General features: G+C 69.3%; 27 protein-coding genes and 2 tRNA genes. 13 read left to right on the top strand and 16 right to left on the bottom strand.

The genetic code is table 11. The annotated features are described in order from the left end of the window. From C1746_RS16250 to C1746_RS16225, 6 genes are read right to left on the bottom strand one after another with little or no spacing between them, the layout of a single operon-like run. Entirely contained in the window at window positions 1-603 is a 603-nt protein-coding gene (locus C1746_RS16250) for an ATP synthase subunit B family protein (RefSeq protein WP_116715823.1), read from the bottom strand. A 4-nt stretch (window positions 604-607) separates the two neighbouring features. Further along, window positions 608-1102 carry a pantetheine-phosphate adenylyltransferase gene (coaD, locus tag C1746_RS16245; protein WP_116715822.1) on the bottom strand — a complete coding sequence of 165 codons (495 nt, stop codon included), beginning with the start codon at window positions 1100-1102 and terminating at the stop codon, window positions 608-610. 17 nt (window positions 1103-1119) lie between these two features. Next, complete coding sequence (gene rsmD, locus C1746_RS16240) at window positions 1120-1686, bottom strand: 16S rRNA (guanine(966)-N(2))-methyltransferase RsmD (RefSeq protein ID WP_116715821.1); 567 nt, start codon at window positions 1684-1686, stop codon at window positions 1120-1122. Then, complete coding sequence (locus C1746_RS16235; protein WP_162867853.1) at window positions 1686-3830, bottom strand: ATP-dependent DNA helicase RecG; 2145 nt, start codon at window positions 3828-3830, stop codon at window positions 1686-1688. The genes rsmD and C1746_RS16235 overlap by 1 nt, the downstream gene beginning before the upstream one ends. A gap of 37 nt (window positions 3831-3867) precedes the next feature. Further along, window positions 3868-4674, bottom strand: coding sequence for a bifunctional hydroxymethylpyrimidine kinase/phosphomethylpyrimidine kinase (thiD, locus tag C1746_RS16230; RefSeq protein ID WP_116715819.1), 807 nt, complete (start codon window positions 4672-4674; stop codon window positions 3868-3870). Window positions 4675-4727: 53 nt separating this feature from the next. Next, the gene (locus C1746_RS16225; protein WP_162867852.1) at window positions 4728-5432 is read right to left on the bottom strand and encodes an EcsC family protein; all 705 of its coding nucleotides are present in this window, start codon (window positions 5430-5432) and stop codon (window positions 4728-4730) included. Window positions 5433-5487: 55 nt separating this feature from the next. On the opposite strand from C1746_RS16225, the gene C1746_RS16220 reads away from it, so the two are divergent. Beyond that, window positions 5488-6861 carry an NAD-dependent succinate-semialdehyde dehydrogenase gene (locus C1746_RS16220; protein WP_116715817.1) on the top strand — a complete coding sequence of 458 codons (1374 nt, stop codon included), beginning with the start codon at window positions 5488-5490 and terminating at the stop codon, window positions 6859-6861. 33 nt (window positions 6862-6894) lie between these two features. Here C1746_RS16220 and thiL read toward each other — a convergent pair whose 3' ends face one another. Continuing rightward, a complete protein-coding gene (gene thiL, locus C1746_RS16215; RefSeq protein ID WP_162867851.1) occupies window positions 6895-7884 on the bottom strand; it encodes a thiamine-phosphate kinase in 990 nt (329 codons plus the stop codon). 34 nt (window positions 7885-7918) lie between these two features. On the opposite strand from thiL, the gene C1746_RS16210 reads away from it, so the two are divergent. Together C1746_RS16210 and C1746_RS16205 are read left to right on the top strand one after the other, a co-directional pair. After that, window positions 7919-8131, top strand: coding sequence for a dodecin domain-containing protein (locus C1746_RS16210; RefSeq protein WP_116715815.1), 213 nt, complete (start codon window positions 7919-7921; stop codon window positions 8129-8131). A gap of 35 nt (window positions 8132-8166) precedes the next feature. Continuing rightward, a complete protein-coding gene (locus C1746_RS16205; RefSeq protein ID WP_116715814.1) occupies window positions 8167-8400 on the top strand; it encodes an Lrp/AsnC family transcriptional regulator in 234 nt (77 codons plus the stop codon). A gap of 50 nt (window positions 8401-8450) precedes the next feature. Here the strand turns inward: C1746_RS16205 and C1746_RS16200 are convergent, their stop codons facing one another. Further along, window positions 8451-9587: a D-alanine--D-alanine ligase family protein gene (locus tag C1746_RS16200; RefSeq protein ID WP_116715813.1), complete on the bottom strand. Its 1137-nt coding sequence runs from the start codon at window positions 9585-9587 to the stop codon at window positions 8451-8453. 67 nt (window positions 9588-9654) lie between these two features. Between C1746_RS16200 and cofC the strand changes: the two genes are divergently transcribed. Together cofC and C1746_RS16190 are read left to right on the top strand one after the other, a co-directional pair. Next, complete coding sequence (cofC, locus tag C1746_RS16195; protein WP_116715812.1) at window positions 9655-10278, top strand: 2-phospho-L-lactate guanylyltransferase; 624 nt, start codon at window positions 9655-9657, stop codon at window positions 10276-10278. 76 nt (window positions 10279-10354) lie between these two features. Further along, window positions 10355-10561, top strand: coding sequence for a cold-shock protein (locus C1746_RS16190; protein ID WP_116715811.1), 207 nt, complete (start codon window positions 10355-10357; stop codon window positions 10559-10561). On the opposite strand, the gene C1746_RS16185 is transcribed toward C1746_RS16190, so the two are convergent. Then, window positions 10558-10848, bottom strand: coding sequence for an SCO5555 family protein (locus tag C1746_RS16185; RefSeq protein ID WP_116715810.1), 291 nt, complete (start codon window positions 10846-10848; stop codon window positions 10558-10560). The genes C1746_RS16190 and C1746_RS16185 overlap by 4 nt on opposite strands. A gap of 53 nt (window positions 10849-10901) precedes the next feature. Between C1746_RS16185 and C1746_RS16180 the strand changes: the two genes are divergently transcribed. Continuing rightward, entirely contained in the window at window positions 10902-11360 is a 459-nt protein-coding gene (locus C1746_RS16180; protein ID WP_162867850.1) for a hypothetical protein, read from the top strand. 30 nt (window positions 11361-11390) lie between these two features. On the opposite strand, the gene C1746_RS16175 is transcribed toward C1746_RS16180, so the two are convergent. Further along, window positions 11391-12149: a PrsW family intramembrane metalloprotease gene (locus tag C1746_RS16175; protein WP_162867849.1), complete on the bottom strand. Its 759-nt coding sequence runs from the start codon at window positions 12147-12149 to the stop codon at window positions 11391-11393. A 112-nt stretch (window positions 12150-12261) separates the two neighbouring features. On the opposite strand from C1746_RS16175, the gene C1746_RS16170 reads away from it, so the two are divergent. The 5 genes from C1746_RS16170 to C1746_RS16150 all read left to right on the top strand — a co-directional run bounded on the left by C1746_RS16170 (window position 12262) and on the right by C1746_RS16150 (window position 14214). Continuing rightward, window positions 12262-12333 (top strand) — tRNA-Gln (locus tag C1746_RS16170). 35 nt (window positions 12334-12368) lie between these two features. Then, a tRNA-Glu gene (locus C1746_RS16165) sits at window positions 12369-12445 on the top strand. Between the two features lie 80 nt (window positions 12446-12525). Further along, on the top strand, window positions 12526-12903 hold the full coding sequence (locus tag C1746_RS16160) for a VOC family protein (RefSeq protein WP_116715807.1): 378 nt from the start codon (window positions 12526-12528) through the stop codon (window positions 12901-12903). Between the two features lie 47 nt (window positions 12904-12950). Further along, the gene (locus C1746_RS16155) at window positions 12951-13805 is read left to right on the top strand and encodes a MerR family transcriptional regulator (protein WP_116715806.1); all 855 of its coding nucleotides are present in this window, start codon (window positions 12951-12953) and stop codon (window positions 13803-13805) included. Window positions 13806-13857: 52 nt separating this feature from the next. Continuing rightward, complete coding sequence (locus C1746_RS16150) at window positions 13858-14214, top strand: VOC family protein (RefSeq protein WP_116715805.1); 357 nt, start codon at window positions 13858-13860, stop codon at window positions 14212-14214. A 102-nt stretch (window positions 14215-14316) separates the two neighbouring features. Here the strand turns inward: C1746_RS16150 and C1746_RS16145 are convergent, their stop codons facing one another. Genes C1746_RS16145 through C1746_RS16135 form a run of 3 tightly spaced genes read right to left on the bottom strand, consistent with a single transcriptional unit; the run spans window position 14317 to window position 19218 of the window. Then, window positions 14317-14937: a nitroreductase family protein gene (locus tag C1746_RS16145; RefSeq protein WP_116715804.1), complete on the bottom strand. Its 621-nt coding sequence runs from the start codon at window positions 14935-14937 to the stop codon at window positions 14317-14319. Between the two features lie 25 nt (window positions 14938-14962). Then, window positions 14963-15589, bottom strand: a complete 627-nt coding sequence (locus C1746_RS16140; RefSeq protein ID WP_116715803.1) for an alpha-ketoglutarate-dependent dioxygenase AlkB — start codon at window positions 15587-15589, stop codon at window positions 14963-14965. A 56-nt stretch (window positions 15590-15645) separates the two neighbouring features. After that, complete coding sequence (locus C1746_RS16135; protein WP_116715802.1) at window positions 15646-19218, bottom strand: cell wall-binding repeat-containing protein; 3573 nt, start codon at window positions 19216-19218, stop codon at window positions 15646-15648. Between the two features lie 161 nt (window positions 19219-19379). Here C1746_RS16135 and C1746_RS16130 point away from each other — a divergent pair, with 161 nt between their 5' ends. Further along, window positions 19380-20372, top strand: a complete 993-nt coding sequence (locus C1746_RS16130) for an aldo/keto reductase (protein WP_116715801.1) — start codon at window positions 19380-19382, stop codon at window positions 20370-20372. A 75-nt stretch (window positions 20373-20447) separates the two neighbouring features. On the opposite strand, the gene C1746_RS16125 is transcribed toward C1746_RS16130, so the two are convergent. Both C1746_RS16125 and C1746_RS16120 read right to left on the bottom strand, forming a co-directional pair. Beyond that, a complete protein-coding gene (locus C1746_RS16125) occupies window positions 20448-22013 on the bottom strand; it encodes a glutamate--tRNA ligase (RefSeq protein WP_116715800.1) in 1566 nt (521 codons plus the stop codon). A 38-nt stretch (window positions 22014-22051) separates the two neighbouring features. Then, the gene (locus C1746_RS16120; protein ID WP_205711937.1) at window positions 22052-22603 is read right to left on the bottom strand and encodes a maleylpyruvate isomerase family mycothiol-dependent enzyme; all 552 of its coding nucleotides are present in this window, start codon (window positions 22601-22603) and stop codon (window positions 22052-22054) included. A 51-nt stretch (window positions 22604-22654) separates the two neighbouring features. Here C1746_RS16120 and C1746_RS16115 point away from each other — a divergent pair, with 51 nt between their 5' ends. Next, entirely contained in the window at window positions 22655-23479 is an 825-nt protein-coding gene (locus tag C1746_RS16115; RefSeq protein ID WP_116715798.1) for a helix-turn-helix domain-containing protein, read from the top strand. A 69-nt stretch (window positions 23480-23548) separates the two neighbouring features. Here C1746_RS16115 and C1746_RS16110 read toward each other — a convergent pair whose 3' ends face one another. Continuing rightward, entirely contained in the window at window positions 23549-25243 is a 1695-nt protein-coding gene (locus tag C1746_RS16110; RefSeq protein ID WP_116715797.1) for a glutamine--tRNA ligase/YqeY domain fusion protein, read from the bottom strand. Window positions 25244-25264: the final 21 nt, after the last annotated feature.

The raw sequence follows: 25264 nt of genomic DNA, 5'->3' as shown, positions 1-25264 counted from the left end.
CTAGAGCGCCTCGTTGTGGTCGAAGAACTTGGCGACCTTGCGGGAGCTGTCCTCGGTCAGGCCGTCGGGCTCGGTGGACTCGGCGCGCCCGTCCATGGGGATGCCGCCCGGGATGGTCGGATCCTCACCTCGATCCGTGTCCAGAGGATCCATGCCCGGCTGACGGCCCTGCAGCCGGTCGCGGCCCCGGGCGACGGTGCTCAAGGTCTTCTGGAGCATGGCCTCGAAGTCGGCCAGCTTGGCATCGACGAAGTTCTCGGCCTCGTGGTGCAGCTTCCGGCCCTCCTCGCTGGCTCGGTCGACGATCCGCTGCGCCTCCCGCTGGGCTTCGCGCACGATCTCGGTCTCGGACAACATGCGGTCGCGCTCGAGCTGCCCGTCGGCCACGATCTGTTCGGCGTCTCGGGAGGCTTGGGCCAGGAGTTGGTCCCGCTCCTTCAGGACCCACTTGGCCTGCCGGATCTCCTCGGGGAGAGCGGCCTTGATCGCGGCCGAAATCTGTTCCAGTTCGTCCTTGTTCACCATCACCGATGCCGAGAGCGGCACCGGACGCGCCTCGACCATCTGGCGGTCGAGCGCAGTGAGGGCGGCATCCAGATCCATGACCCTAGGTTGCCTCATCCGTCCGGTATCTGTCAGCCAGCCGTTCGGCCACCAGCGGCGGGACGAAGTCGCTGACATCACCGCCGAAGCGGGCCACTTCCTTGACCAGGGAGGACGACAGGAACGAGTGCTCGGGATTGGCGGAGAGGAACATCGTCTCGATGTGACCGATGGAACGGTTCATCTGCGCCATCTGCAACTCGTACTCGAAGTCACTGACGGCGCGCAGGCCCTTGATGATGACGTCGATGCCGTGCTCGTCTGCGAACTCCACCAGCAGTCCCTTGAAGACGGCCAGCTCGACGTTCGGCAGGTCGCTGGTGACCTCCTTCAGCATGGCCAGGCGGTCATCGAGGTCGAAGAGCCCCCCACGCTTCGAGACGTTGCGCATGCAGGCCACGGTGACCCGGTCGAACGTCAGGCTGGCGCGGCGGATCACGTCCAGGTGCCCGTGGGTGACGGGGTCGAACGAGCCGGGGCAGACGGCGTGGACGGTCATGGAGTGGGTGGTTCCTGTCAGGTTGGTGGTGAGCGGTAGTAGTGCAGTGTCGTGTCGCCGTAGCGGCGCTCGCGGTCGTGGGTCAGCCCTGGCAGCGGATCGCGGCCGGCTGTGCGGTTCCGCTCCAGGACGACCCGCGGGTCGGAACCTAGCGCACCGGCACGCCGGAGATCCCTGACCAGCTGTGCGATGTCGTCGTGGGCGACGGCATAGGGCGGGTCGATCAGGAGGAGGTCGAACCGTGCGGTGATGCCATAGCCGGCGGGGGCGCGACAGAACCGGGCGGCGTCGACCGTCAGCACCGTGCCGAGGTCGGCGAGGCCGGCCGCCGCGAGGTTCGCACCGACCACGTCGCTGATGCGCCTGCTCTGCTCCACGAACACCGCGGATGCCGCCCCTCGCGAGAGCGCTTCGATACCCAGCCCGCCCGAGCCGGCGAAGAGGTCGAGGACGACCGCATCGGTGACGTCACCAAGGCTTGAGAACATGGCCTCCTTGACCCGATCGGCCGTCGGACGAGTGGACGGGCCGGGCGGCGCGGCCAGGCGACGGCCCCCCGCCGTCCCGGCGATGACCCGGGGCATCAGCCTGCTTCCAGCGCGGCGAGGTCCTCGGGGTCGTACCGGCGTCGCAGCTCCGCGGCCATGGCCGGATGGCGGGACAGGCTGGTGTCGTCCTCGAGCAGCTCGCGGGCATCGTCCCGCGTCGTGGCGACGACGTCGACGTCGGCGATCAGCGAGGCGATGCGCAGGTCGGTCTCCCCCGTCTGTGCGGTGTCGAGGATCTTGCCCTCGCGGCGCAGACGCAGGTCCTCCTCCGCCAACTCGAACCCGTCGTCAGAGGTTGCGAGCGCCTCCAAGCGCGGGTTGTCGACCGGGTCGGCGGAGAAGAGCACGCAGTAGTTCGTCGGGTGGCCTCGGAACAGCCGCCCACGCAGCTGGTGGAGCTGGGAGATGCCGAAGCGGTCCGCGTCCTCGATGATCATGACCGAGGCCTCGTCGACGCTGACACCGACCTCGATGACGGTGGTGGCGACCAGGAGCGGGACCGAGCCGTCTCGGAAGGCCGCCATCACGGCGTCCCGGTCCTCGGCGGCCATACGGCCGTGCATCAGCCCGACCTCGTACCCCGCGAAGGGGCCGGAGGCGAGCTCCTCGTACATCACCGTCGCCGCTGTCACGCCCTCCAGGGCCTCCGACTCCTCGATAAGGGGGCAGACGACGTAGGCCTTCCGCCCGGCGTCGAGCTCGGCTCGGACGAAGTCGTAGAGCTTCTCACGCCGCGGCGAGTCAGTGGCCAGGACCGTGGTGGTGACCGTGATGGTGTCGGCTCCCGGGCGGGTCCGTAGGACGGTGACGTCGAGGTCCCCGTACATCGTCAGGGCGAGCGACCGCGGGATCGGTGTGGCAGTCATGACGAGCACGTCCGGGGTCGCGCCGTCATCCCGCTTGCTGGCCAGGGTGGCACGATGGCCGACGCCGAAGCGGTGCTGCTCGTCGATCACGACCACACCCAGGTCGGCGAAGACGACGTTGTCCTCGAGCACCGCGTGCGTGCCGATCAGGAGGTCGCACTCGCCGGTGATGGTCTCCTGCAGGACCGTTGCACGTTGGGCCTTGGTCAGGTTGGCGCTCAGGATCCGCAGCCGTGGCGGTCGGCCGAGCCGGGGGATGACGGTCCGAGCGAGCAGGTCGGAGAACGTGGTGAGGTGCTGCTCGGCGAGGACCTGGGTCGGGGCCATCAGCACCGCCTGTCGTCCGGCGTCGACGGCGCGCAGCATGGCGTGGGCGGCGACGATCGTCTTGCCGGTGCCCACATCGCCCTGGAGCAGCCGGTGCATCGGCGCTTCGGAGGCGAGGTCGGCATCCAGCTGGTCGAACGCCCGTTGCTGATCGCCGGTCGGGTCGAAGGGCAGCGTGGCGCGAAAGGCATCGACGGCGCCGCCCGCGGCCGGGGCGTTGATCAGGCCCTTGGCGTGCTCCTCCAGCTCACGTCGGCGGCGTTGCAGGACCAACTGCAGGCCGAGCAGTTCGTCGTAGACCAGGCGCTGCCGGGCCAAGCGCAGATCGGCGCCGTCGGCTGGCTGGTGGATGGCACGGATGGCCCAATCGAGTCGGGCCAGCTCGTGGCGGTTGCGCAGCTCCTCCGGCAGGTGGTCGACCAGCGGAGGCAGCAGCGCGAGCGCCTCGGCGATCAGACGTGCGATGCGAGGTGAGCCGAGCTTCTCCGTGGCCCGGTAGACCGGCTGGAGGTGTCCGTCCGTGAGCGGCTCCGCGCCGTCGCTGCCGTCGAGCCCGACCAGCTTGGGGCCCTTCAGCTGCAGCTGACCGCGGAAGTTCTCGACGGTGCCGCTGATCGCCACCTGCGACCCCTCGGAGTGGCGGGTGGGCAGCCGCGGCTGGTTGAAGAAGGCCACGGTCAGGCGGCCACCCTGGTCGTCGCGGACGTGGGCGCGTTGGATGGTCAGCTGCTTGCCGCCGCGGCCTCGCTTCTTGGGGAAGACGCGCTCCCAGCGGTGGATCGTGCCGATGACCGTGGCGGGCTCACCGACCACCATGTCGGCGACGGGCTGGGTGGCGCCGAGATCCTTGTAGGCGTCCTGGCGGGGCAGGTACCAGATGAGGTCCCGGACGGTGGTGACGATGAAGGGTGGCTGGGCCAGGACGGACTGCAGCTTGCCCGTCACACCGGGCACCCTGCCGACCGGGTCCTCGAGACTCAGCTCCACAGCCGACACGCTACCGGAGGGGTGCGACGGCGCGGCCCTAGCGGCGCCGCCAGCCGTGGTCGACCGGGCCGATGCCGGCGCCCAGTCGGATGCCCCGCTGGATGGCCCCGGTGATGTAGGTCTTGGCCTCGTTCACCGCGGTGGGCACGTTCATCCCCTTGGCGAGGTTGGCGGCGATGGCGGAGGAGAGGGTGCACCCCGTGCCGTGGGTGTCGGTCGAGTCACACCGGGTGGAGCGGACCTCGATCGTCTGGCCACCGCCGGCCAGCAGGTCGACGGCGTCGTCGTTGTCGGGCAGATGCCCACCCTTGACCAGGACCCACGATGGGCCCAGGGCGAGCACGGCCTCCGCGGCCCGTGGGAGGTCGGCGATGCCCGTGACCGTGACGCCGGTCAGCAGCTCGACCTCCCCCAGGTTGGGCGTGACGACGGTCGCCAGCGGCAGCAGCTCGGAGACCAGGGTCTGGGTGGCCTCGGGGGCCAGGAGGGAGTCACCGTGCTTGGACACCGCGACCGGGTCGACGACCACGTTGTCCAACTCGTGGCGGCGGATCCCCTCGGTGACGACCCTGATCAGCTGGCTGGAGGCCAACATCCCGGTCTTGGTCGCCGCGGGGCGGATGTCGGTGGCGACGGCGTCGAGCTGCGCGGTGACGAAGGTCGGCGGGACGGCGTGGACGCCGTGGACGCCGACGGTGTTCTGAGCGGTCAGGGCGACGATGACCGAGGTGCCGAAGACGTCGAGTTCCTGGAAGGTCTTCAGGTCGGCCTGGATGCCGGCTCCGCCGCCGGAGTCCGACCCGGCGATCGTCAGGGCGACGGGCGGCGACTGCTGGTCGGGCATACCGCCAACGGTATCGGTCCCATCACAGAGGAACGGCGGACCTCTGACACAGGTCAGGCGCGGCGGGTCGTGGCGTCGATCGGGAGCTCCTCGCGAGCCCGGATGCCGAGCTTGCGGATCATCCAGGCATCCACGCCCCCACCCAGCACGCCGCCGACCCCCGGGACGAAGCGGCCGAAGCGGGCCAGCCCCTTCTCGCCGACCTGCACCAGCATCCGGAACGCGATCGCCTTGTTCACCGCGGCCAGCACACCCGGCGGGAGGTCCTTGAGAGCCGCCGTCGTGAGGGAGCTCAGCCTGGGCGTGACCCCGGCGCGCTTCAGCACCTCCGGCGCGTCATCGCCCGAGAGCAGGAAGAGGATGGCGGTCTGGGTGGACTCCTGCGTGACGTCATGCCCGCGGATGTGGGCGATGGCCGCCACCATCCGAGTGGCGAGGACCTGGTAGGCCGCGACGTTCGCGGGCAGCGCCACCGGTAGCGTGATGAAGCCACCGAGGCCGGTCACGAACCCCTCCGCTGCTGCCAACTTGACGTGATCGGCGATCACCCGGGTGATGGCCTGTTCGCTGCTCGCCTCCAGCGCCAAGGCCGCCTCGGCGACCTCGATCGCGGAGTCGAGCGGGCCGATCCCGTCGACGCCGACGTCGACCAGACGGTCGAGCACCTCGACGACGACCGCCTCGGGAATCGAGGCCTCCCGCGTGTCCACATCGCCCTGGCCGCTCCGCCGCCACCGCTTGCCGTCCGCCGTCGCCATCGACCTCGATACTAGGGCTGTTTCGACCGCCGGTCCGTCGGCTACGGTCTCCCCCATGTCGACCCACACCACGATCAACCCGACCACTGGCGAGGCCATCGAGACCTACACGCTGCACGCCGACGAGGAGGCGGCAGCCATGGCGCAGACGGCTCACACGGCCTTCGGGGAGTGGCGGCGTACCGATGTCGGTGAGCGGGCGGCCATCGTCAAGCGGATCGGCGAGGTGCTGGTCGAGCACGTCGACGACCTGAGCGCGTTGATGACCACGGAGATGGGCAAGACGCGACGGCACGCCAAGCAGGAGGTCACGTCCTGCGCCGCGATCTGCGACTACACCGCGGACAACGCCGCCGAGCTGCTGGCCGACGAGGAGCGCACCTTCCATCGTGGCCGCGCCGTGGTCACCAAGCAGCCGACGGGCGTGATCCTGGGCATCCAGCCGTGGAACTTTCCGGTCTACCAGGTGATTCGCTACAGCGTCTCCCAGCTCGCGGCCGGCAACACCGTGCTGCTGAAGCACGCCGCCAACGTCTGGGGAACGGCTCTGGAGCTGCAACGGCTGTACCGCGAGGCCGGTGTCCCCGATGACGCCTTCCAGGTCCTGCTCACCAGCGACGAGCAGACCTCGGCGCTCATCGGACACGACGCCATCCGCGGCGTGACCCTGACCGGCAGCGTCCGTGCCGGCAAGGCTGTGGCGGCGGAGGCCGGCCGACACCTGAAGAAGTCGGTGATGGAGCTCGGGTCCAACGACGCCTACCTCATCCTCTCCGACGCCGACCTCGACCTGGCCGTGAAGACCTGCACCATGGGCCGGCTGTACAACAACGGGGAGACCTGTGTGGCCGCCAAGCGGTTCGTGGTCACCGACGCCGTCTTCGACGACTTCGCCGTGGCCCTCGCCGAGCAGTTCCGCAACCAGCAGTTGGGCGACCCGATGGATCGCGACACCCAGCTGGGCCCGATCGCCCGGGAGGATCTGCGGGACACGCTGCACGAGCAGGTCGCCGCGTCGGTGACCGCAGGTGCCACGGCGGTCGTCGGCGGGGTCGTGCCGGAGGGACCGGGCTTCTTCTACCCGGCGACGGTCCTCGAGGACGTCTCACCCGGCATGCCCGCCTACGACGAGGAGCTGTTCGGCCCCGTGGCCTCGCTCATCCGGGTGACCGACGACACCGAGGCCATGCGAGTGGCCAACGACTCCCGATTCGGTCTGGGCGGCGGGATCTTCTCAGCTGACGTCGAGCGGGCCACGGAGCTGGCCCGTGAGGAGTTCGACACCGGCATGGTCAACATCAACTGCTTCAACATGGCGATTCCGAACATGCCGTTCGGCGGGGTGAAGGACTCGGGCTACGGCCGTGAGCACGGGGGCCACGGGATCCTCGAGTTCGTCAACACCAAGAGTGTGATGATCGCCGAGTAGGGGCGGCCCCGCGGCAGCCACGCCGCGGCGCGCTCAGCCGTGGTCGTAGCCGAGCGTGTCGATCGGTGTGCTGAGATCCCCCGAGCCCTCCAGCAACACCCGTGGTTCGCCTTCGGCGGGCGGCGGACCGACGACGCCGATCCGGTGGGCCACTGCCTCCCCCGTGGCAGCCACCTCCTCCTTCAGCGTCGCCCACTGCCCCGACGGCACGGTGGCCAGGAGGGCGAAGTCCTCGCCACCGCCGACGGCGGTGGTCAACCAGCCCTCGCCGACGACATCGGCCACGCCGGGGGCGACCGCCACCGCCAGGGCCTCGGCGATCAGGTTCATGCTGACGTCGGAGGCATCACAGATGTGCCGGGCATCGATACCGACCCCATCACTGATGTCGATCATCGCGGTGACGCCGAGGCCGGCCAGGACCGGACCGGTGCGGACCAGCGGGCGGGGGCGACGATGACGGGAGAGGTGGTGGGTCCACGGGGTCTGCTCGTGCTCGCGGGCCCAGAGCGCGGCCGCGCCAGCGCCGATCTCCCCGACCAGGATCACGATGTCCCCGGCCGCTGCGCCACCGCGGGTCACCGGTGCGGTGTCGGCCGGCATCTCCCCCAGCATCGTGACCGAGATCGACCACTCCGTGCTGGTGACGGTGTCGCCCCCGACCACCTCGAAGTCGTGTCGGGCGGCGGCCTGCGCCATCCCGCGATAGAGCGCTTCGATGTCGTCCTCATCCAGCGTCGACGGACGGTTGAGGCCCACCACGGCTGCGCGCGGCACGGCCCCCATGGCCGCGATGTCACTCAAGTTGACCGCCATCGACTTCCAGCCGATGTCCTCGGGGCTCGAGACGTCTCGATCGACGTGGACGCCCTCCACGATCGTGTCGACGCAGATCACCACATCGGTCTCGCCGACCCGGACGACCGCCGCGTCGTCGCCCACACCCACGGGGACCCGCGCCGAGGTCTTGGCGAGGTGCGGGGTGAGGGCGGCGAGACGGCTGAACTCTCCGACGGGGGTCATGCTCGCGGATGGTATGGGATAGGCTCCGCCGACCATGCCTGTCTTGAACTCGATCGAACTGGAAGGTGTGTCGGACCACAGTTGGGACGATGCGGCCCGTGAGGCTGTACGCGAGGCCGCCCGGACGATCCGTCGGATCACGCGTCTCGACGTGCTGTCGACCGGCGCTTCGGTCACCGCCGACGACACGATGGAGTTCCGCACGACGATCAGGCTGTACTTCGAGATCGACCGTCCCGCCGTCTAGCGCGGCCGACCCCTGTCGGCCTGAGAGGATCCGCCGTGGTTTCTGCCTACATCCTGATCCTGACCGAGGTCGGCAAGGCCGCCGACGTCGCCGAGGCCGTGGCGAAGATCGATGGTGTCGTCGCCGCGGAGGACGTCACCGGTCCCTACGACGTCGTCGTCCGTGCACAGGCGGAGGACGTCAACGAGCTGGGACGGATGGTCGTCGCGAAGATCCAGGGGGTCCCTGGCATCGACCGGACCCTCACGTGCCCGGTGGTGCACCTCTGACCTCGTAGCGGGGAACCTCACCTCGTAGCGGGGAACCTCACCTCGTCGGGTCAGGGCGCGTAGTGCGCGCTGACCTCTGCAGCCTCCACGGCGAGCGACAGCAGTCGGTCGATCAGGTCCTTGAACTCGAGGCCTGAGGCCGCCCACACGGGCGGGAACATCGACTGCGGGGTCAGACCCGGGATGGTGTTGATCTCGTTCACCAGCAACCGGTCCGTGGTGGTGTCGTAGAAGAAGTCGACCCGGGCCATCCCGCGGGCCCCGATGGCCCGGTAGGCCTGAGCAGCGAAGTCCTGACACGCCTCCGCGACCTCGTCGGACACCCGGGCCGGACACTGCAGCTGGACGGGCTCGAGGTACTTGGCCTCGAAGTCGTAGAACGCCTCCCCGGTGTGGAGGGTCTCCCCCGGCACGGTCACCTCGATGGTGTCGTTGCCGATGACCCCGCACTCGAGCTCGCGCACACCGTCGAGGCCCTCCTCGATGATCACGACCCGGTCGTACTCCAGTGCCTCGACCACGCCGGCGGCCAACGCCTCCCGGTCAGCAACCCGGTTGATCCCGATGGACGAGCCCTGCCGTGCGGGCTTGGTGAACAGCGGGTACTCGAGCGCGGCCTCGATCCGGTCGAGCTCGGCGCCCGTGTCGGCATCCCAGTCCTCGCGCATGACCACGTCGTGGGCGACCTGGGGCAGACCCGCGGCCGCGAAGACGTGCTTCATCTGCCGCTTGTCCACGGCGATGGCACTGGCGGCGACGTCGGCACCGACGTAGGGGACGCCGGCGCTGGCCAGGTACCCCTGGATCGTGCCGTCCTCGCCGTAGGGGCCGTGCAGCACCGGGAAGCAGACGTCGATCGTGCCGAGTGAGGCCGAGCCGTCCTCCGTCAGCTGCAGCAGCTCGGTTCCTGCCTCGGTGGTGGCGACCGTGACCAGGGTCCCGCCGGAGGGCACGGCCGGCAGCGTGCCCTCCCTGGTGGCCGGCACGCCCTGCGGCATCAGCACCCAGCGACCGTCCTTGGTGATCCCCACCGCCACGACGTCGTAGCGCTCCCGGTCGATGGCCCACAGGACGCCGCGCGCAGAGAGGCAGGAGACCTCGTGTTCGCTGGACCGCCCCCCGAAGAGGACCAGGACCCGCTGGCGCGGAACATCCGCGGCGGTCGGCGTGGTGTCCTCGGCGGGCATGCTGACTCACTTCCTGGGGGTCGACGGCGCCAGCAGTGTAGTGGGAAGGGGAATATGATCCGCGGCCGTGAACCCATCCAGCGTCGTGGCCGTGATCCCGCTGAAGGCGATCGCACGCTCGAAGTCCCGGATGGCGCCGACGCTGTCGCAGGCTGACCGGGCCCTGTTGATGCGGCGGACCTTCTCCCGCGTGGCAGCAGCCGTCCGGGGTGCGTCCGGTGTTGCCGGCTGCGTGGTGGTGACCGGCGATGACGTGGGGGCGTCCTGGGCCCGGGATCACGGGTTCACCGTGGTCCCGGAGTCCCCTGCCACGACCGGGCTGAACGACGCCATACGGCAGGCCGACCAGATGCTCGAGGGTGAGGCCTCGATCGTGCTCCCGGCGGACCTGCCACTGGTCGTGCCCGAGGACCTGGACGCGCTGCTCCAGCCGGCTCCGACCGGCGTGGTCGTCGCCCCGACCGCGGACGGCGGCACCGGGGCTCTGGTCCGCCGACCGGGGGATGCCATCGGGCCCCACTTCGGTCCGGACTCGGCTGAGCGCCATCTGGCCGCGGCGGAGCGAGCGGGCGTGCCGGCGCGTGCGGTGTGGATCCCCGGGCTGGCCCTGGACCTGGACCGACCGGCCGACCTCGAGCGGGTCCACGGTTGGACCGCTGCCGGGCGCATCGTATCCTCGACGGACAGTTGAGCCGGGATCGCCAGCCGACTCCTCCATCCGACCTCGCCATCCGACCTCTGCATCCGACGACGACAGGACCAAGCTGATGCCGCAGGGCACCATCAAGAGCTTCGACAGTGAGACGCGCACCGGAACGCTGGTGCTGGACGACCTGACGGAGCTCTCCTATGGCACGCGGACGTTCGATGAGTCGCGGCTCCTCGAGCTGCGGATCGGGCAGCGCGTCCGGTTCGATCTCGAGGGGACAGACGACGACAGGACGGTCGAGAACCTGCAGATCGTCTCGCTCTAGGGGCTGGTTGGGCGGGTCCCCGTCACCGCCTCCCAGTCGTCCCAGTAGCGCTCCAGACGCTTCTCCGCCGTCGCGAGGTCGTGCTTGGAGGAGTTGGTGATGGCGATCAGCCGCCGGTGCCACTCCGGCTTCTCCTCGTCGGGCAGGTCGGAGCCAGCCGCGTCCGAGCCGGAGAGGGCCTGGAAGGCGACCTTGAGTTGGGCGCTCACCCGCTGGAACCTCGCCTGGTCCTCCTCGTCATCGACCGATGAGTCTCCGCCCAGGGCGCCCGTGATGTCGTCAGTCACACGGCGGACTCTACCGACGCCGCACCGACCGCGACGGCGATAGCGTGGCGGTGATGGACACCTCCGGATCGGTCTCGTCTCGTCCTCTCACCGGTCCTGCTCCGGGGTCCACCAGGTCGCTGATTGCCGCAGCGTCGGTGGCTGCGATCGCCGCTGTCGGGTGCCTGATCATGGCAGTGGCTCACGCCGGCGTTGAGATCCCCCTGCTGAGCGCGCTCGGCCCCGGAGGGAACCGGGTCGTCGTCCCTGCGGTGGTGGCGTTCGGCATCGGCACGGTGCTGTTCGCCGTCCTGGCCGCAGGTCTTCGCGCACGGGCACGGTGGGCGTGGCTCGCGGGACTGGTCATCTCCGGACTGGCGATCGCAAGCGGTGTCATGCAGTACCGCGGCGTCGTGAGTGCCCTCGGCATCGGTCTGGCGGTGGTGTTGGGCGGCCTCTTGCTGATGCCGGATGCACGGCGTGCGCTGGCACGCGGGGACCGTGCGGGCGCCGCGTCCGACGTGTCCCCCTGATCCGCCTACTCCGACCGAGCGGACACGCAGTCACGTCGGTGGGTGCGGTGAGCGCAGCGGCCGTACACCACGAGCGACGAACGGTGAGCGCCGCAGCGCGCGGCGGACCAGCACCGCGTAGATCGCGACCGGCACGACCAGCGAGATGAAGGCCACGCCGTTCCAGAGGGCGTGCACGCCCATCGCGATGGCGATCCAGAGCAGTGCCGCCGCGCGCCCCCGGCCATCGATCCGCCGTCGGGAGAGTCCGTACCCGGCGATGCCACCAGCCGTGGCATGGAGCAGCGCCGAGCCGATGCCGCGGAGGAAGGCCACGACCAGGAGGCAGCCCGCCCCTGGATCGCAGAAGCCGATCGGTGTGCCCAGCGGCCCGAATCCCTGATACGCCTGGATGAGGTAGTCGATGGTCTCCGCGGCGGCGAAGCCGAGGCCCACCGTGGTGCCGTAGATGATCCCGTCCATCGGCTCGTCGAACGCCCTGCTCCGCCGTGTTCCGAGGCCGGCACCCAGGTACTTGAGCGTCTCCTCGGTGATCGGGGCCACGACGACGGCCAGCGTGGTGAACTGCGCCACGGCGGCCGGTCCGTCGAGGCGCCCGCCCGAGAGGAACAGCAGCGCGATGGTGTTCAGGATCCCGGCGAGGAACCCGACGGGGAGAGCTCCGATCACGAACAGCTTCGCGATGAGCGCCGGCGGCTCAGGCTCGTACTTGTCGCGCGTGTAGAAGAAGCGCAACCAGGCCAGACAGGGCAACACGGCGCCGAGGAAGGCGATCAGAAACACGCTCACGGCGGACCACCCTGCCAGGGTGGCGTCGGTCACGAGTCACGTTGCAGGACCGGACGGGCCGCTGCTAGTCTCAAGTGTCCGCTACCTCCTCCTCGGACGGTGGCGTTCCCATTCGGGGATGGTGTAATCGGTAACACGACTGGTTCTGGTCCAGTTATTGAGGGTTCAAGTCCTTCTCCCCGAGCGAAGGTGAGCCCATCACCTGACAATCACATACCTGGTCCCGTCGTCTAGCTGGCCAAGGACGCGGCCCTCTCACGGCTGAAACGGGAGTTCGAATCTCCTCGGGACTACCACTGGCCCCCGCCCGCTCCGCACCTGGAACAGGCGGGGGCTCGTTGGTGTCGCCACCTGGTTGGACTGCCACTGTGGAGGCATGCCATCGTTCGCCCTCCATCACGTCCAGGTGACGATCCCGGTCGGCGGTGAGGATCGGGCACGAGCCTTCTACGGCGGCGTGCTGGGCCTGACCGAGGTGGCCAAGCCGCCGGAACTGGCCACCCGTGGCGGATGCTGGTTCCGCTCCGGCTCGCTCGAGCTGCACCTGGGCGCCGAGGATCCGTTCCTCCCGGCCCGCCGAGCCCATCCGGGCATCCTGGTCAGCGACGGGTTCGACGAGGTGCTCGAGGCTATGCAACAGGCGGGGGTGGAGGCGGTGCCCGACAGCAACTTCCCCGGGTTCCGCCGGGTGTACGTGAACGACCCGTTCGGCAACCGGCTCGAGCTGTTGTCTCCGCTGCCGGACCCGTCTTGACGATGGCTCCTTGACTCTCCCCCGGGGGGAGCACCGACGCTGGGGACATGGATGGAGATGACCCACTCATGTCGATCGGGATGTTCTCCCGTGCATCCCTGGTCTCGGTCAAGGCGCTGCGCGCCTACCACGAACGCGGCCTGCTGATCCCGGCGCACATCGACCCCTCCAGCAACTTTCGCAACTACCGCGTCTCCCAACTGCCGGACGCCGTCCTCATCAAACGGCTCCGGGACCTCGACGTGCCCCTGAGGGACATCCGCGTGGTGATCGACGCGCGGGATCCCGCTGTCACCCGGAAGGTCGTCGCCGCACACGAGGAGCGCATGCGTGAGCGCCTGGCCGCCGTCACCGTGATCGTCGAGGAGCTCCAGGAGGCCGTGCGCCGACCCGAGCTGCAGACGTCGGTGCACGTCCGCACCGTGGAGCAGCACACCGTCCTGGGTGTCACGGGACGGGTGGCTGATGCGGACTACGGAGCCTTCCTGGACGGCGCCTACGGGACGCTCTTCGGCGCGCTGGCGATCAGTGGTGCGGTCCCGACCGGTCCGCCGATGGCGCTCTACCCGCCGCGGGTGGAGCTGGAGGAGGAGGAGATCACCGCCGCCATCCCCGTGGCCGTGCCCGTCGACGGCTCCGCACTGCCGCCGGGCGTGGTGGTCCAGACCTGGCCGACCGTGACCGTTGCGGCGGCGACCCATCACGGTGGCTACGAGTCGATCGGACAGACCTATGCGCAACTGGGTGCCTGGGTCGCACGGCACGCCGAGAGCGCCGAGCGGCACGTCCGGGAGCAGTACCTGGTCGGTCCCGCGGCTCCTGGGGAGTCGACGATCCCACCAGCCGACTTCCGAACCCAGATCCTGTGGCCGATCGTCGCCGACCCGGCGGCCACCGCGTGAGCCGGATACCGCGTCCTCTACCCCGCCACGCTGTCGCATCGAAGGAGCAATCATGAGTCTGTCCGTCGCCGCCATCACCGTGGACTGCGCAAACGCCGACGTCGTCGGCACGTTCTGGTCCCAGGCCCTGGATCGGCCACTGATCACCGATCAGGCGCCGAGCCAGTTCTTCACGCGCATCGACGCAGGGCCGTCAGGCCCACCGATGATGTTCATCGCCGTTCCCGAAGGACGGACGGTGAAGAACCGGGTGCACCTCGACCTGGCGGCCGAGGACCGTGACGCCGAGGTGGAGCGCCTGACCTCACTCGGGGCGAGGATCGTCGGGTCGTACGAGGAGTGGGGAACGGCCTGGACGACGATGCAGGACCCCGAGGGCAACGAGTTCTGCGTGTCGAACCGCCACTGAGCGGTCGGCAGCCAACGCTCCGGGGGCTGCGGCCGAGCCAAGGTGTGTCGGGTTTGCCTGCTGTGGCGCTCAGCGGTGACACACCCGCGTGCGCGGACCGGGTCAGGACCGGAGTGGGCGGCCGAAGCGGCCCTCATGCGCGACGTCGGCGACGCCCCGGCGGTCGCGAGTCCGATCACTCCCCAGTCGCGTCTCGTCCTGCGCCGGGTAGCCGAGGCTGACGACGCCGACGAAGGACCGGTTGGCCGGGATGTCGAAGGCGTCGCGAACTGCAGCGTGCTTGTCGACGGGGACGCCGAAGAGGCAGCCGCCCAACCCCTCGTCCACCGCCGTCTGCAGGATCAACAGCGCGGCCATGCCGGTGTCGACGTCCCAGTAGTCGACCGGCCAGTGCTTGTCCTCTCGGCTGAGGCCGCCCTTGTCCGGCTCGGCGTACCGGTCGTAGTAGGCGTCCTCGTTGCCGAGGCAGACGATCAGGACGGGTGCCTTCGTCATGCCGGTCAGCCAGGTGTCGGGCTCACCGTCCTCGGCCGTCACATCCCAGTACCGCTGACGGTCCTCGGCCGTCCGGAGCACCAGGAAGTCCCAGCCCTGGCTGAACCCGGCGGAGGGGGCACGGATCGCAGCCTCCAAGGCCCGCCGGACCACGTCGTCGCTGACCTCGCGGTCGGGGTCGTAGTCCCTGACCATTCGGCGGCGGCGGACGACCTCTGTGAACTCCATGACTCCGAAGCTAGTTGATCCAGGATCAGCCGATGTCCGCGGTGCGGAACATGACACAGATCCGGGGGCCGGCCTTGGCGACCTTCGGCACGGCGTGCTGCCAGGTCCGCTGGCAGGTACCGCCCATCACGGCCAGGTCACCCTGCCCCAGACGCCAGCTGAGGGACTCGCCGCCCCCGCGGGGGCGGAGCTTGAACGGCCTCGGGTAGCCCAGCGAGACCACGGCCACGGTCGCCGTGGGCTGATCACGCAGGTGCGTGTCCCCGTGCCAGGCAACGCTGTCCTGACCGTCGCGGTACAGGTTCGCCGAGATGCGGTCCAGCCTGGCCCCGTAGCGCAAGGAGAGGTCGGTGGCCATCTGGCGAATGACCGCAAGGCCCGGCGGCAACTCCTCCCCCACCCAACTGGTGGACAGCCGCGGTTGGTCGACCATCTGCTCGAACATCTCCCGCCGGTGGACTGCCCAGTCGGCGGCGTCGAGCACCTGCTCGAACAGAGCGTCGTGGCCCAGCGCCCAGCCACGAGCGATGTCGACCCAGGCGCCCCGCGTCAGCTGCTCCCGGCGGAGCGAGGCGAAGGACGGATCATGGGTGGGGGCATGACCGGCGTCGAACAGCGATCCTTGCCGGCTGGGCGCGAGAGTTGGAGCCATACCCCGAACTATAGAACATGTGTTCGATCCACACCACAGCGGGGGCTGACGCCGGATCAGTCGGGCGTGAGCGACGCCTCCACATCCGCGGAGACGGCAGCCGTTCCGCCGAGAATCAGGGTCTCGAACGGTTCCAGCTCGTCGAGGAGCGCCATGACCGGTTCGGGGACGGCATCCGGCTGCACCAGCAAGATGGCACCGTTGGCCTGGAGCGCAACCGGAACGGCAGCCAGCGCATCGGCGAAGGCCGACCCGGTCGCCAGGTACACGCTGCCGACCGGGCCGAGTTCACGGGCTGCCGCCACCGCCGTCTCGAACCGGTTGCCACCCGCGATACGCCGTGCCGTCGTGTCGGAGGCGGTGTCCACGGCCGCGACGGTCTCGTCCGCCACCGCAGCCGGACCGCCCATCACAAGGACCTCAGCGGGTTCCAAGCGGGCCAACTCCTCAGCTGTCGATTGGGGCAGGTCCCCAGGACGGGTCAGCAGCACCGGTCCATCGCCTGCCCCGGCCAACACACCGCCGGCCAGAGCGTCGGGGAAGGCCTCGCCGGTTGCCAGCACGACGCGGACGCCCGGTTCGGCGAAGGCCTGGGAGACCAGCGCTGAGGTGCTGTACCGATCCGGACCGGCGATCCGCGTGACCGGAGCGATCTCATCCAGAAGAGATGCCGCATCCTCCGACACCGCCACGGTTCCGCCGATCACCACGATCTGCGACGGGTCCAGCCGCTGCAGCTCGTCGACGAGCACGTCGGGGACGTCCGCAGTATCCGTCAGCAGCACCGGGGCATCGAGGGACGCGGCGTAGGGACCGGCGCTCAGTGCATCGGGGAAGGTCCCCGCGGCAGCGATGACGGCGACCTCGGAACTGTCGGGGTACGCCCGCCGCGAGAGCTCAACAGCGGTCTCGACGCGGTTGTCACCCGACACCCGCTCCACGATGTCGGGGAGCGGACCGCCGAGGTCCGCGGTCGTCTCCTCACCGATCGTGGTCCAGATGATCCAGTCAGCCAGATCCTTGTACAGGCCCTTGGTGTGGTCGCGGAACGTGACATCGGCGCCGGTCACGACCACGCGCCCACCGATGTCCAACTCACCGGAGAGCGTCAGGGGCTCGCCGACGTAGTCGGCCTGGTCGAGGGTCCCCTCCTCGTTCTGGGCCCAGTGACCGGCCCGGAAGACACCTCCGGCCGATCCGGGCAGGACGGTTTGCTCGGTGTTCCAGCCATCGGGCACGTCGGTGAAGACGGTTGGCGGGTAGGCGAAGGTCACATCCTGTTCCGGCCGGTCGGGCATGACGGGTGAGTCGTCTCGCTGCTCCACCAGGACGGTGCCGTTGCTGAGCCCGGCGACGAAGACCCGACTTGGAACGGTGATGTCGGACTGGTCGAGCAACCCGACACCGCCGTTGCTGGCCACGGCGCCTCCACCGTCGTCGAGGAAGTCGTTGATGTTGTCGGTGCCGGCCGTTGTCATTCCCTCGGGAAAGACGTCCAGCAGCAGCGCATCAGCGTCGTCCAGTGCATCGCCGTCGTTGATGGCGGCCGCGTCGAGCGGGATGGTCGGGAAGCCGAGGATCTCAGACAGCACGTAGGCGTCCGGACCGGTGCTGGTCGTGCCCACGGTGGTGGGTAGGACCTGGCGGCGTCCATCCGGCAATCCTTCCAGCGGCACGAAGGTCACGTCCTCGTCGACGGCGATCTCCTGCATGAGCGGACGGGCGGAGGGCGCCACCAGCATCCGGCCGTCCGGCGCGCGATGGATCGTGACCTCGGCCTCGAGCAGCCGGTTCAGCGTCCGGATGGCAGCCTCGTCCACGAGCTCGAAGGCGTAGGCATCCGCTGGCCCCGGAAGGACCTGCCCCAGGGCCGGTGTCTCGGTGACCGGTGTTCCGACCGGGTCGAGACCGCCCGGCTCGGTACCCGTCCTGAAGACCGTGGCACCCCAGAGGTCGGCATGACTCCATCCCGAGATGTCGTACATGAACTCGATGCCGCGCGGTGTGATGTCCTGGCCCACGTCGAGCATTGTCTGAGCGACGGCGCGCTTGGCCTGTCGCATGTTCACCACGTAGGTGCCGGCCGGGTACTCCGTCCCGCGGATCTCCGTCGGCTCGACCAGCTGGGTCACCTCCACCCGTTGACTGAGCAGCGCGTCGACGAGCACCGCGGCCGCCGCGTCGCTCTCCTGCGCCTCACCGACCGGGATGATGTAGGCGTCGGGGTAGTCGGTGGTCCACACGTCGAGCTCGTCATAGCCCTCGAATTCGCCCACCAGGGCCTCGTTGTTCTGTGACGCACCCGCAACGCCACGCAGGTGCCACTCGAGCTGGCGCTCGAGCAGCGCGTCCCGGCTGCTGACCCCCTCGATGATCGTGCCGTCGATGGCGGCGCGAGCGAACTCGGTGTTGGAGGTCACGCGAAGTTCCCTCTCGGCCGGGCCGATCACGTCCAGGGCGGGCTGGGACGGCATCTCGACCGTGTGACCGCTACCCCCGTGGAAGATGGCGTACATCGCCGTGAAGATCGGGGGCCAGTCGTCCCAGCTCTGCTCGAGGTCGCGATACGGGATGTTCGTCGACGTCTCTCCGGTCACGTCGGGGATGATCTGGCGGCGGAAGGCCTCTGACTCCATCGACAGCGCGGTTGGCAGCGCGCCCTGGATGTACAGGTCGTACTCGTAGGCGAAGTTGTGCGGGGGTGTGGTCGGCTCGATCAGGCCACCGGGCCCGACGTAGCCGTGGATGTCCAGGAACAGCATCGGCTGCTGCTCGGTGATCACCTCCCGTATGATCCGCGTCTCCGGCTGCGAGCCGGTGATGTGGTCGCGGTTCAGGTCGAACCCGTTGGCGTTCCTCCGCTGGCCCGTGACGCGGCCGTCTGGGTTGGTCGTCGGCATCAGCGTGATGACGTAGTCGGACAGGACCTCGGTCACCGTCGGCAGCGCGGAGATCTCCTCCTCCGACAGGCCCTCCGTGTTCTGCACGATCGGTGCGTCCGGCTCCGCATCGACCAGGTACTCGACGAAGTCGAGGGAGGCGTCAAGTCCCTCGTACTCGTCCCCGTGGATGTTGGAGATCGCCATGATGGTTGGCCGATAGCCGTCGTAGCCACCCTCCGCACGGAGGTCTGCAGCCGCCTCCGGGTCTTCCACCAACAGGTCTCGCAGCGCATCGTTGGCCGCACGCAACTCCTCGGACCACGACCGGGTGATCGTCACGACCGGTACCTCGCGGCCTTCGACGCTGGTGCCGCCCACCTCGAGGCTGATACGAGCCGAGGCGCCGGCCGCCTCACACAGGCGAGGCGCCAGCTCGTGGTACGGCGTGATGCCCAGCGCCGCTGCGGCATCGGCCGGATCCTCCGGGTACAGGCTGAGGGGGCACCCCTCGCCGGCGAAGGCCGCCACCGGCTGCGCGAACTCCGACGACGCAGGGGCCGTTGCGTCGCGCTGGGGCACATCCGGAATGTCATCGGCGCGAACACCGGCCTGCAGCTCGGGGTTCAGTCGGTCGGAGTCGGGCCCCTCGTCCGGCTGCTGCGCGACGGCGATCCCTGGAAGGAGGAGGCCCACCAGCAGGACCACCCCCAGCAGGCGTCCCAGGTGTCCAGATGTCAGCTGTTCCATCGGTTCTCCGATCGGTTTCGGCGTGGTTGCACCCGGACCAACTCCCCGTGGCGCACCCCGTGTGCGGCATGATGAACCGTAGAGGCAATCTGTGACACCGAGCAAGCGCCCTGTGGATATCTCGATCGTCCGTTCGGACGGGCGTGGCAGAGTGACATCCAATGGATGAGGAGACCCTCAGGGCACCAGCGACGGGTGACCTGCCGGCGCGCTCGCCCTTCGTCGTGACGAACCGCGCCCTCGATGGTGGGCCGGCCAGGCTGGGCCTCGGGCTGGCCGCACTTGGCCGCCCGGGCTACATCACCACCGGCCATGGCACCGACCTGCCGGACACCGATCGCGCGGCGATGAGGGAGCACGCCCACCACATCCTGAACCTCGCCTACGGCGCCGGGATCACCTACGTCGACGCCGCGCGCTCCTACGGAGCTGCCGAGGAGTTCCTCGGCAGCTGGTTGGAAACCCGCCAACCCACCGACATCACCGTGGCCTCCAAGTGGGGCTACACCTACGTCGCCGACTGGCAGGTCGATGCCGAGGAGCATGAGGTCAAAGATCACGGCGTCGAAACCCTGCGACGCCAGCGGACCGAGACCCTGGCCGCCCTCGGTCGACTGCCCGACCTGTACCAGATCCACTCGGTCACCCCGGACAGCCCGGTCCTGGATGACCAGGCGGTCCTCACCGAGTTGGCCGAACTCCGGGAACAGGGTGTCTCACTCGGCCTCAGCACCAGCGGGCCGTCCCAGCCGACGATCATCGATCGTGCCATCGAGGTCGAGGTCGGCGGAGTGCCGCTGTTCGATGCCGTCCAGACCACGTGGAACCTCCTGGAGCGGTCAACCGGCCCAGCCCTCCGACGAGCCCGGGAGGCGGGCTTGCTGGTCGTCGTCAAGGAGGCGCTGGCCAACGGCCGGCTGACCCCCGCCGGGGATCACGCGACAGACGTGGCCCCCCGCGACCCGTCTCCGGACGCGGCGGCGCTATCCGCGGCGATGCGCGACGGCGTGGCCGACGTCGTCCTGCTCGGCGTGCTCACCGAGGACCACCTGCGCTCGAACCTGCACGCCCGGAACGCAGCACCGGCGACCCGTCCCGAGGCCATGGATCCGGAGGTGTACTGGCACCAGCGCGGTGAGCGGTCGTGGACCTGAGGTGCAGCCGACCGGCCTGACCGTCGGCCGTCGGTCTCAGGCGCTGCGGGAAGGGGTTGCGTTGGGTCGTATGGCTCAATCAGCGGGCGCCGCCACCCGGTCGCGTCCGCTGACCAGGCGATCGACCACCCACTGCTGATCCAGCAGCTCCAAGGTCTCCGGAAGCGGTGGGCTGACGGCCGTGCCGGTCACCAGGACACGGACCGGTTGCATCACCTTGCCCATGCCGAGGTCGAGCGCCTCCTTGGCCTCCTCGAAGACCGGCATGATCGACTCTGCGGTCCAGGCATCCAAACCCGCCAGCGCTGGTGTGATCCTGTCGAGCACCGGCCCGGCCGCCGGCTTCAGCCACTTCTTGACGGCCTTCTCATCCCACTCGATCTCGTCGGCGAAGGCGAAGGAGACGAAGGGCGGCGCGTCGTCCAGGGTGTCGATCCGCTGTTGGACCAACGGGGCGAATCCGCGGATGAGGTCACGGTCTGAGGGGTCGACCGGATCGCCTACCAACTCGGCGCGCTGGAAGGCAGGGACCAGCCGCTCGGCGAGGTCCTCGGGCTCCAGCGCCCGGATCGCGGATCCGTTCATCGAACGCAGCTTGGTGTTGTCGAACACCGCGGGAGCGGGATTGACACGGTCCAGGGAGAACGCCTCGATGAGCTCGTCCACCGGGTACTCCTCCCGGTCGTCGCCCGCTGACCAGCCGCACAGCGCCAGGAAGTTGACCATCGCCTCGGGGATGATCCCCGCTCGGGCGTAGGACTCCAGGGACACGTCGCCGTGTCGCTTGGACAGCTTCTTCTTGTCCTCGCCGATCAGCAGGGGAAGGTGGGCGTAGGTCAGGCGGTCCGGCGCACCGTCCGGGCGGACTGGGTAGCCGACCTGATCCAACGCCTCGGCCAGGATCCCGGTGTCGAGCAGCACCTGGGTCATCAGGACCTGTCGCGGAGTGGCGCTCAGCAGGTCCTCGCCACGAGCGACCAGGGAGATGCCCTGGGCCAGATCGTCCACGATGTTGGCCAGCATGTAGGTCGGCGACCCATCGGCACGGCTGATCACGAAGTCGCCGATCTGGTCCCACTCGAACGAGACCTCACCGCGGACGTGGTCGTCGAAGGACACGGTGCCGGCGTCCGGAGTGCGGACCCGGATGACGGGGGTCCGACCCTCATCGCGGAGGGCCTGCCGCTGCTCCTCGGTCAGGTCGCGATGGCCGGTCTTGTAGACGCCACCGCGGGCACCACCGCCCGCCGCTTCGCGCTGGGCCTGCAGCTCCTCAGCCGTCTCGAACGCCTCGTAGGCGTGGCCGTCCCGCAGCAGCAGACGGACGACCGACTCGTGCAGGTCGCGGCGCTGGCTCTGGAGGTAGGGGCCGAGGGCGCCTCGCTGCTCGAAGCGACCGATCGCGGGCCCCTCGTCCCACTCCAGGCCCAGCCAGGCCAGGCCCTCCATCATGCCGACGGCGGACTCCATGGTGGCCCGCTCGGCGTCGGTGTCCTCGATCCGCAGGACGAACGCGCCACCATCGCGACGGGCGACGAGCCAGTTGAACAGGGCGGCGCGGGCGCTCCCGACGTGCAGCCAGCCTGAGGGTGCGGGGCAGAACCGGAGGCGTGGTGGCGTACTGGATGTCGACTGGGGCATGGGGGCGCATGGTAGGCCCCGCGGTATCGAGCAACATGTCACACCATGGCGCGGCCCAGCCTCCCCAGCAGCCGTTCTTGGCGGCCGGCGCCGGGTGCCACCTCCATCGCCGGCTTGCAGATGCCCTCCAGGTACAGGTTCTCGCCGAACCCCTCGATGGCGGTCTCGAGCAGGTCCAGCTCCGCATCGTCGAAGGTGACCTCGCGACCGGTCGCCCGGCCGACGTCCCAGCGGTGCACGACCATGTCGAAGCCGTAGAAGCGCAGGAGGGTGTCGCCGACGGTGGTCGGGCCGAAGAACCCGTCGAACGTGGTCGCGGGCACTGCCGGATCCGAGAGGGAGTTGACCACGCGCTCGACGTGCACCTCCAGCGTGGCGGCCGGGTCGCGGTTGCCGGAGGCGGCGGGCAGGTCGATCTCATGTCCATCGAAGAAGGCCTGCTGGGTGGTGATGACGTGGTCCACCACGTCAGCGGCGGTCCAGCCGTCGCATGGCGAGTCCTGCTGCCACTCCTCGGGGGTGAGCGTGCGCGCGAGGGCGATGAAGGGGTCGGCGAGGGTGCGGAACTGCTGGTCGATCGGTGTGGTCATGGCTGCACCGTACGGCCGCCCCATCGCTCGGCCTTGTACAAATCGGACAGCATGCAGGACCCGATTCGACGCGCTCACCTCACGGGATCGAGTGCACCGACGCCGCCCGTCACGACCTACCCAGCGCCGCCCGACATCCAGGCGGTCGCGCGGCGGTTCTGGCTACCTGTCTGGCGGCTGGCAGACGGGCAGGTGTGGACGCAGCGTGTCCTGCAGTACCCCGTCTGTCTGATCGTCGTCGCAGACAGCTACGCACGCTTCTACGGTCCCTCCACCAGCGTCTCGACGGTGGAGCTGTCCGGCACCGGCTGGGCGGCCGGGGTGATGCTGCAGCCCGCCGCCGGGCGGCTGATCCTCGACGCACCGGTCGAGCGGATCACCGACCGACATGTCGACCTTGCCGCGCTGACGACCCTTGACGGGACTGCGCTCCGCGAACGGGTGCGACGGACCATGGATCTGGATCCGACGTCGCCGGACACCCACCGAGCGGTGATCGCGACCTACGCTGCGGCGCTGCAGCGCTTCCTGCCAATCGATGCCGAGGGGGCGCTGATGAATCGGCTGGTCGATGCTGTCGAGACCGACTCCTCGATCACCCGCGTGAGCCAGCTGGCCTCGCTGGCGGCCGTCAGTGAGCGCACCCTCGGTCGCGTGTGCCGTAACCGGCTGGGTGTGACGCCGAAGTGGCTGATCCAGCGCCGGCGGCTGCACGATGCGGTGGAGGGGTTGAAGGACGGCGCCACCTCCGCGCTCCGCCTCACCGACCTGGCGGCGGACCTCGGCTACACCGACCAGGCCCACTTCGGGCGGGACTTCAAGCGGGTGACCGGTCTGACACCGGGCGAGTACCTGGCGGACCAACGGGCGGACTAGTGGTCCGTTCACCCCGCAGCGCCGTGCACGTCTCCCGATCGGGGCCGATAGGCATGGCGGGAGCGGGGTCTAGTTGTTCTGCCGCCGCTTCTGGATGCGCGCCCACTCGTCCCGCAAGCCCACGACCTTGTGGAACGTCCGAGGCTCCTGCGCGTCGGCCACGAAGTACCCGACGCGCTCGAACTGGATGACCTCCCCCGGCGGTGTCTCGACGGCCGCAGGCTCGACCTTGGCCGTGAACGTCCGCTTCGAATCCGGGTTCAGACCGTCCATCGGATCATCCAGCGCCCCGGGGTTCGGCTCGGAGAACAGCCGGTCGTACTCGTGGACCGTCACATCAGCCGCGTGGCCGGCCGACACCCAGTGCATCGTGGACTTGACCTTGCGGCCATCCGGAGCCTGCCCACCACGGGTCTCGGGATCGTAGGTGCAGTTGACCTGGACGACCTCGCCGGACTCGTCCAACTCAGCGTCGGTCGCGGTGATCAGGTAGCCGCCCCGCAGGCGCACCTCGGTCCCGGGCGAGAGCCGGTAGAACTTCTTCGGCGGGTCCACCATGAAGTCGTCCCGCTCGATCCACAGCTCACCGGAGAACGGCACCTGCCGGGTCCCAGCCGCCTCGTCCTCGGGGTTGTTGACGGCCTCCAGCGCATCCTCCTGCCCCTCCGGCCAGTTGGTGATGACGACCTTGAGTGGGTCCATCACCCCCATCCGCCGCAAGGCGTGGGCGTTGTGGTGGGTGCGGATGAACGACTCCAGCAGCTCGATGTCGTGCATCGAGTTGGTCTTCGCCACGCCGATGTGGTCGATGAAGGCGCGGATCGCGGCCGGCGGATACCCACGCCGCCGCATGCCCCGCAGCGTCGGCATCCGGGGGTCGTCCCAGCCGTCGACGACGCCGTCCGCCACCAACCTGGCAAGGACCCGCTTGCTCATCACGGTGTGGGTGAGGTTGAGGCGGGCGAACTCCGTCTGCTCGGGCTTGCCATGCGGCAGCTCGAGGTGGTTGAGGCACCAGTCGTACAGCGGTCGGTGATCGGCGAACTCCAGCGTGCACAGCGAGTGCGTGATCCCCTCGATCGCATCGGACTGCCCGTGCGCCCAGTCGTAGGTCGGGTAGATGATCCAGTCAGTTCCGGTGCGGTCGTGCGGCACGCGGCGGATGCGGTACAGCACCGGGTCGCGCAGCTGCATGACGTCGTGCTGCATGTCGATCTTGGCGCGCAGCACCTTCTCGCCGTCGGGGAACTGGCCCGCACGCATGCCGCGGAAGAGGGTCAGGTTCTCCTCCACCGAGCGATCGCGGTACGGCGAGTCGACGCCAGGACGGCCATACCCTCCGCGCTGCTCCGAGATGGTCTCCGCGTCCTGGTCATCGACGTAGGCCAGGCCCGCCTCGATGAGATCCTCCGCCCACGCGTAGAGCTGCTCGAAGTAGTCGCTGGCGTACAGGACCCGGTCCGGTGAGAAGCCGAGCCAGGCCAGGTCTTCGGTGATGGCCTGTGCGAACTCCTGCTCCTCCGCCTCGGGGTTGGTGTCGTCGAACCGCAGGTTGCAGCGGCCACCGAAGTCGTCGGCCACCCCGAAGTTGAGCCCGATGGACTTGGCGTGGCCGATGTGGAGGTAGCCGTTGGGCTCGGGCGGGAAGCGCGTGACGACCTCCTCGAGCCCGTCGGCGACGTCCGCACGAATGGTGTCGCGAATGAAGTCTGAGCGTTCCGGGACTGCGGCGTCGTCGGCGGTCGAGGGTGTGGTGCTGCTCATGGCGGCCAGCCTTGCAGACGC

Source organism: Euzebya tangerina (assembly GCF_003074135.1).
In the GTDB taxonomy this organism is placed as follows: Bacteria; Actinomycetota; Nitriliruptoria; order Euzebyales; family Euzebyaceae; genus Euzebya; species Euzebya tangerina.
The sequence above is the reverse complement of the archived record's forward strand: the minus strand, read 5'-3'. Positions and strand labels throughout refer to the sequence as shown.

Excerpts from the sequence above, each read along its gene's own strand:
- C1746_RS16250 (WP_116715823.1), bottom strand. The coding sequence starts at position 603 with ATGGATCTGGATGCCGCCCTCACTGCGCTCGACCGCCAGATGGTCGAG.
- coaD (WP_116715822.1), bottom strand. The coding sequence starts at position 1,102 with ATGACCGTCCACGCCGTCTGCCCCGGCTCGTTCGACCCCGTCACCCAC.
- rsmD (WP_116715821.1), bottom strand. The coding sequence starts at position 1,686 with ATGCCCCGGGTCATCGCCGGGACGGCGGGGGGCCGTCGCCTGGCCGCG.
- thiD (WP_116715819.1), bottom strand. The coding sequence starts at position 4,674 with ATGCCCGACCAGCAGTCGCCGCCCGTCGCCCTGACGATCGCCGGGTCG.
- C1746_RS16225 (WP_162867852.1), bottom strand. The coding sequence starts at position 5,432 with ATGGCGACGGCGGACGGCAAGCGGTGGCGGCGGAGCGGCCAGGGCGAT.
- C1746_RS16220 (WP_116715817.1), top strand. The coding sequence starts at position 5,488 with ATGTCGACCCACACCACGATCAACCCGACCACTGGCGAGGCCATCGAG.
- thiL (WP_162867851.1), bottom strand. The coding sequence starts at position 7,884 with ATGACCCCCGTCGGAGAGTTCAGCCGTCTCGCCGCCCTCACCCCGCAC.
- C1746_RS16210 (WP_116715815.1), top strand. The coding sequence starts at position 7,919 with ATGCCTGTCTTGAACTCGATCGAACTGGAAGGTGTGTCGGACCACAGT.
- C1746_RS16200 (WP_116715813.1), bottom strand. The coding sequence starts at position 9,587 with ATGCCCGCCGAGGACACCACGCCGACCGCCGCGGATGTTCCGCGCCAG.
- C1746_RS16190 (WP_116715811.1), top strand. The coding sequence starts at position 10,355 with ATGCCGCAGGGCACCATCAAGAGCTTCGACAGTGAGACGCGCACCGGA.
- C1746_RS16180 (WP_162867850.1), top strand. The coding sequence starts at position 10,902 with ATGGACACCTCCGGATCGGTCTCGTCTCGTCCTCTCACCGGTCCTGCT.
- C1746_RS16160 (WP_116715807.1), top strand. The coding sequence starts at position 12,526 with ATGCCATCGTTCGCCCTCCATCACGTCCAGGTGACGATCCCGGTCGGC.
- C1746_RS16155 (WP_116715806.1), top strand. The coding sequence starts at position 12,951 with ATGGATGGAGATGACCCACTCATGTCGATCGGGATGTTCTCCCGTGCA.
- C1746_RS16150 (WP_116715805.1), top strand. The coding sequence starts at position 13,858 with ATGAGTCTGTCCGTCGCCGCCATCACCGTGGACTGCGCAAACGCCGAC.
- C1746_RS16145 (WP_116715804.1), bottom strand. The coding sequence starts at position 14,937 with ATGGAGTTCACAGAGGTCGTCCGCCGCCGCCGAATGGTCAGGGACTAC.
- C1746_RS16140 (WP_116715803.1), bottom strand. The coding sequence starts at position 15,589 with ATGGCTCCAACTCTCGCGCCCAGCCGGCAAGGATCGCTGTTCGACGCC.
- C1746_RS16135 (WP_116715802.1), bottom strand. The coding sequence starts at position 19,218 with ATGGAACAGCTGACATCTGGACACCTGGGACGCCTGCTGGGGGTGGTC.
- C1746_RS16130 (WP_116715801.1), top strand. The coding sequence starts at position 19,380 with ATGGATGAGGAGACCCTCAGGGCACCAGCGACGGGTGACCTGCCGGCG.
- C1746_RS16125 (WP_116715800.1), bottom strand. The coding sequence starts at position 22,013 with ATGCCCCAGTCGACATCCAGTACGCCACCACGCCTCCGGTTCTGCCCC.
- C1746_RS16120 (WP_205711937.1), bottom strand. The coding sequence starts at position 22,603 with ATGACCACACCGATCGACCAGCAGTTCCGCACCCTCGCCGACCCCTTC.
- C1746_RS16115 (WP_116715798.1), top strand. The coding sequence starts at position 22,655 with ATGCAGGACCCGATTCGACGCGCTCACCTCACGGGATCGAGTGCACCG.
- C1746_RS16110 (WP_116715797.1), bottom strand. The coding sequence starts at position 25,243 with ATGAGCAGCACCACACCCTCGACCGCCGACGACGCCGCAGTCCCGGAA.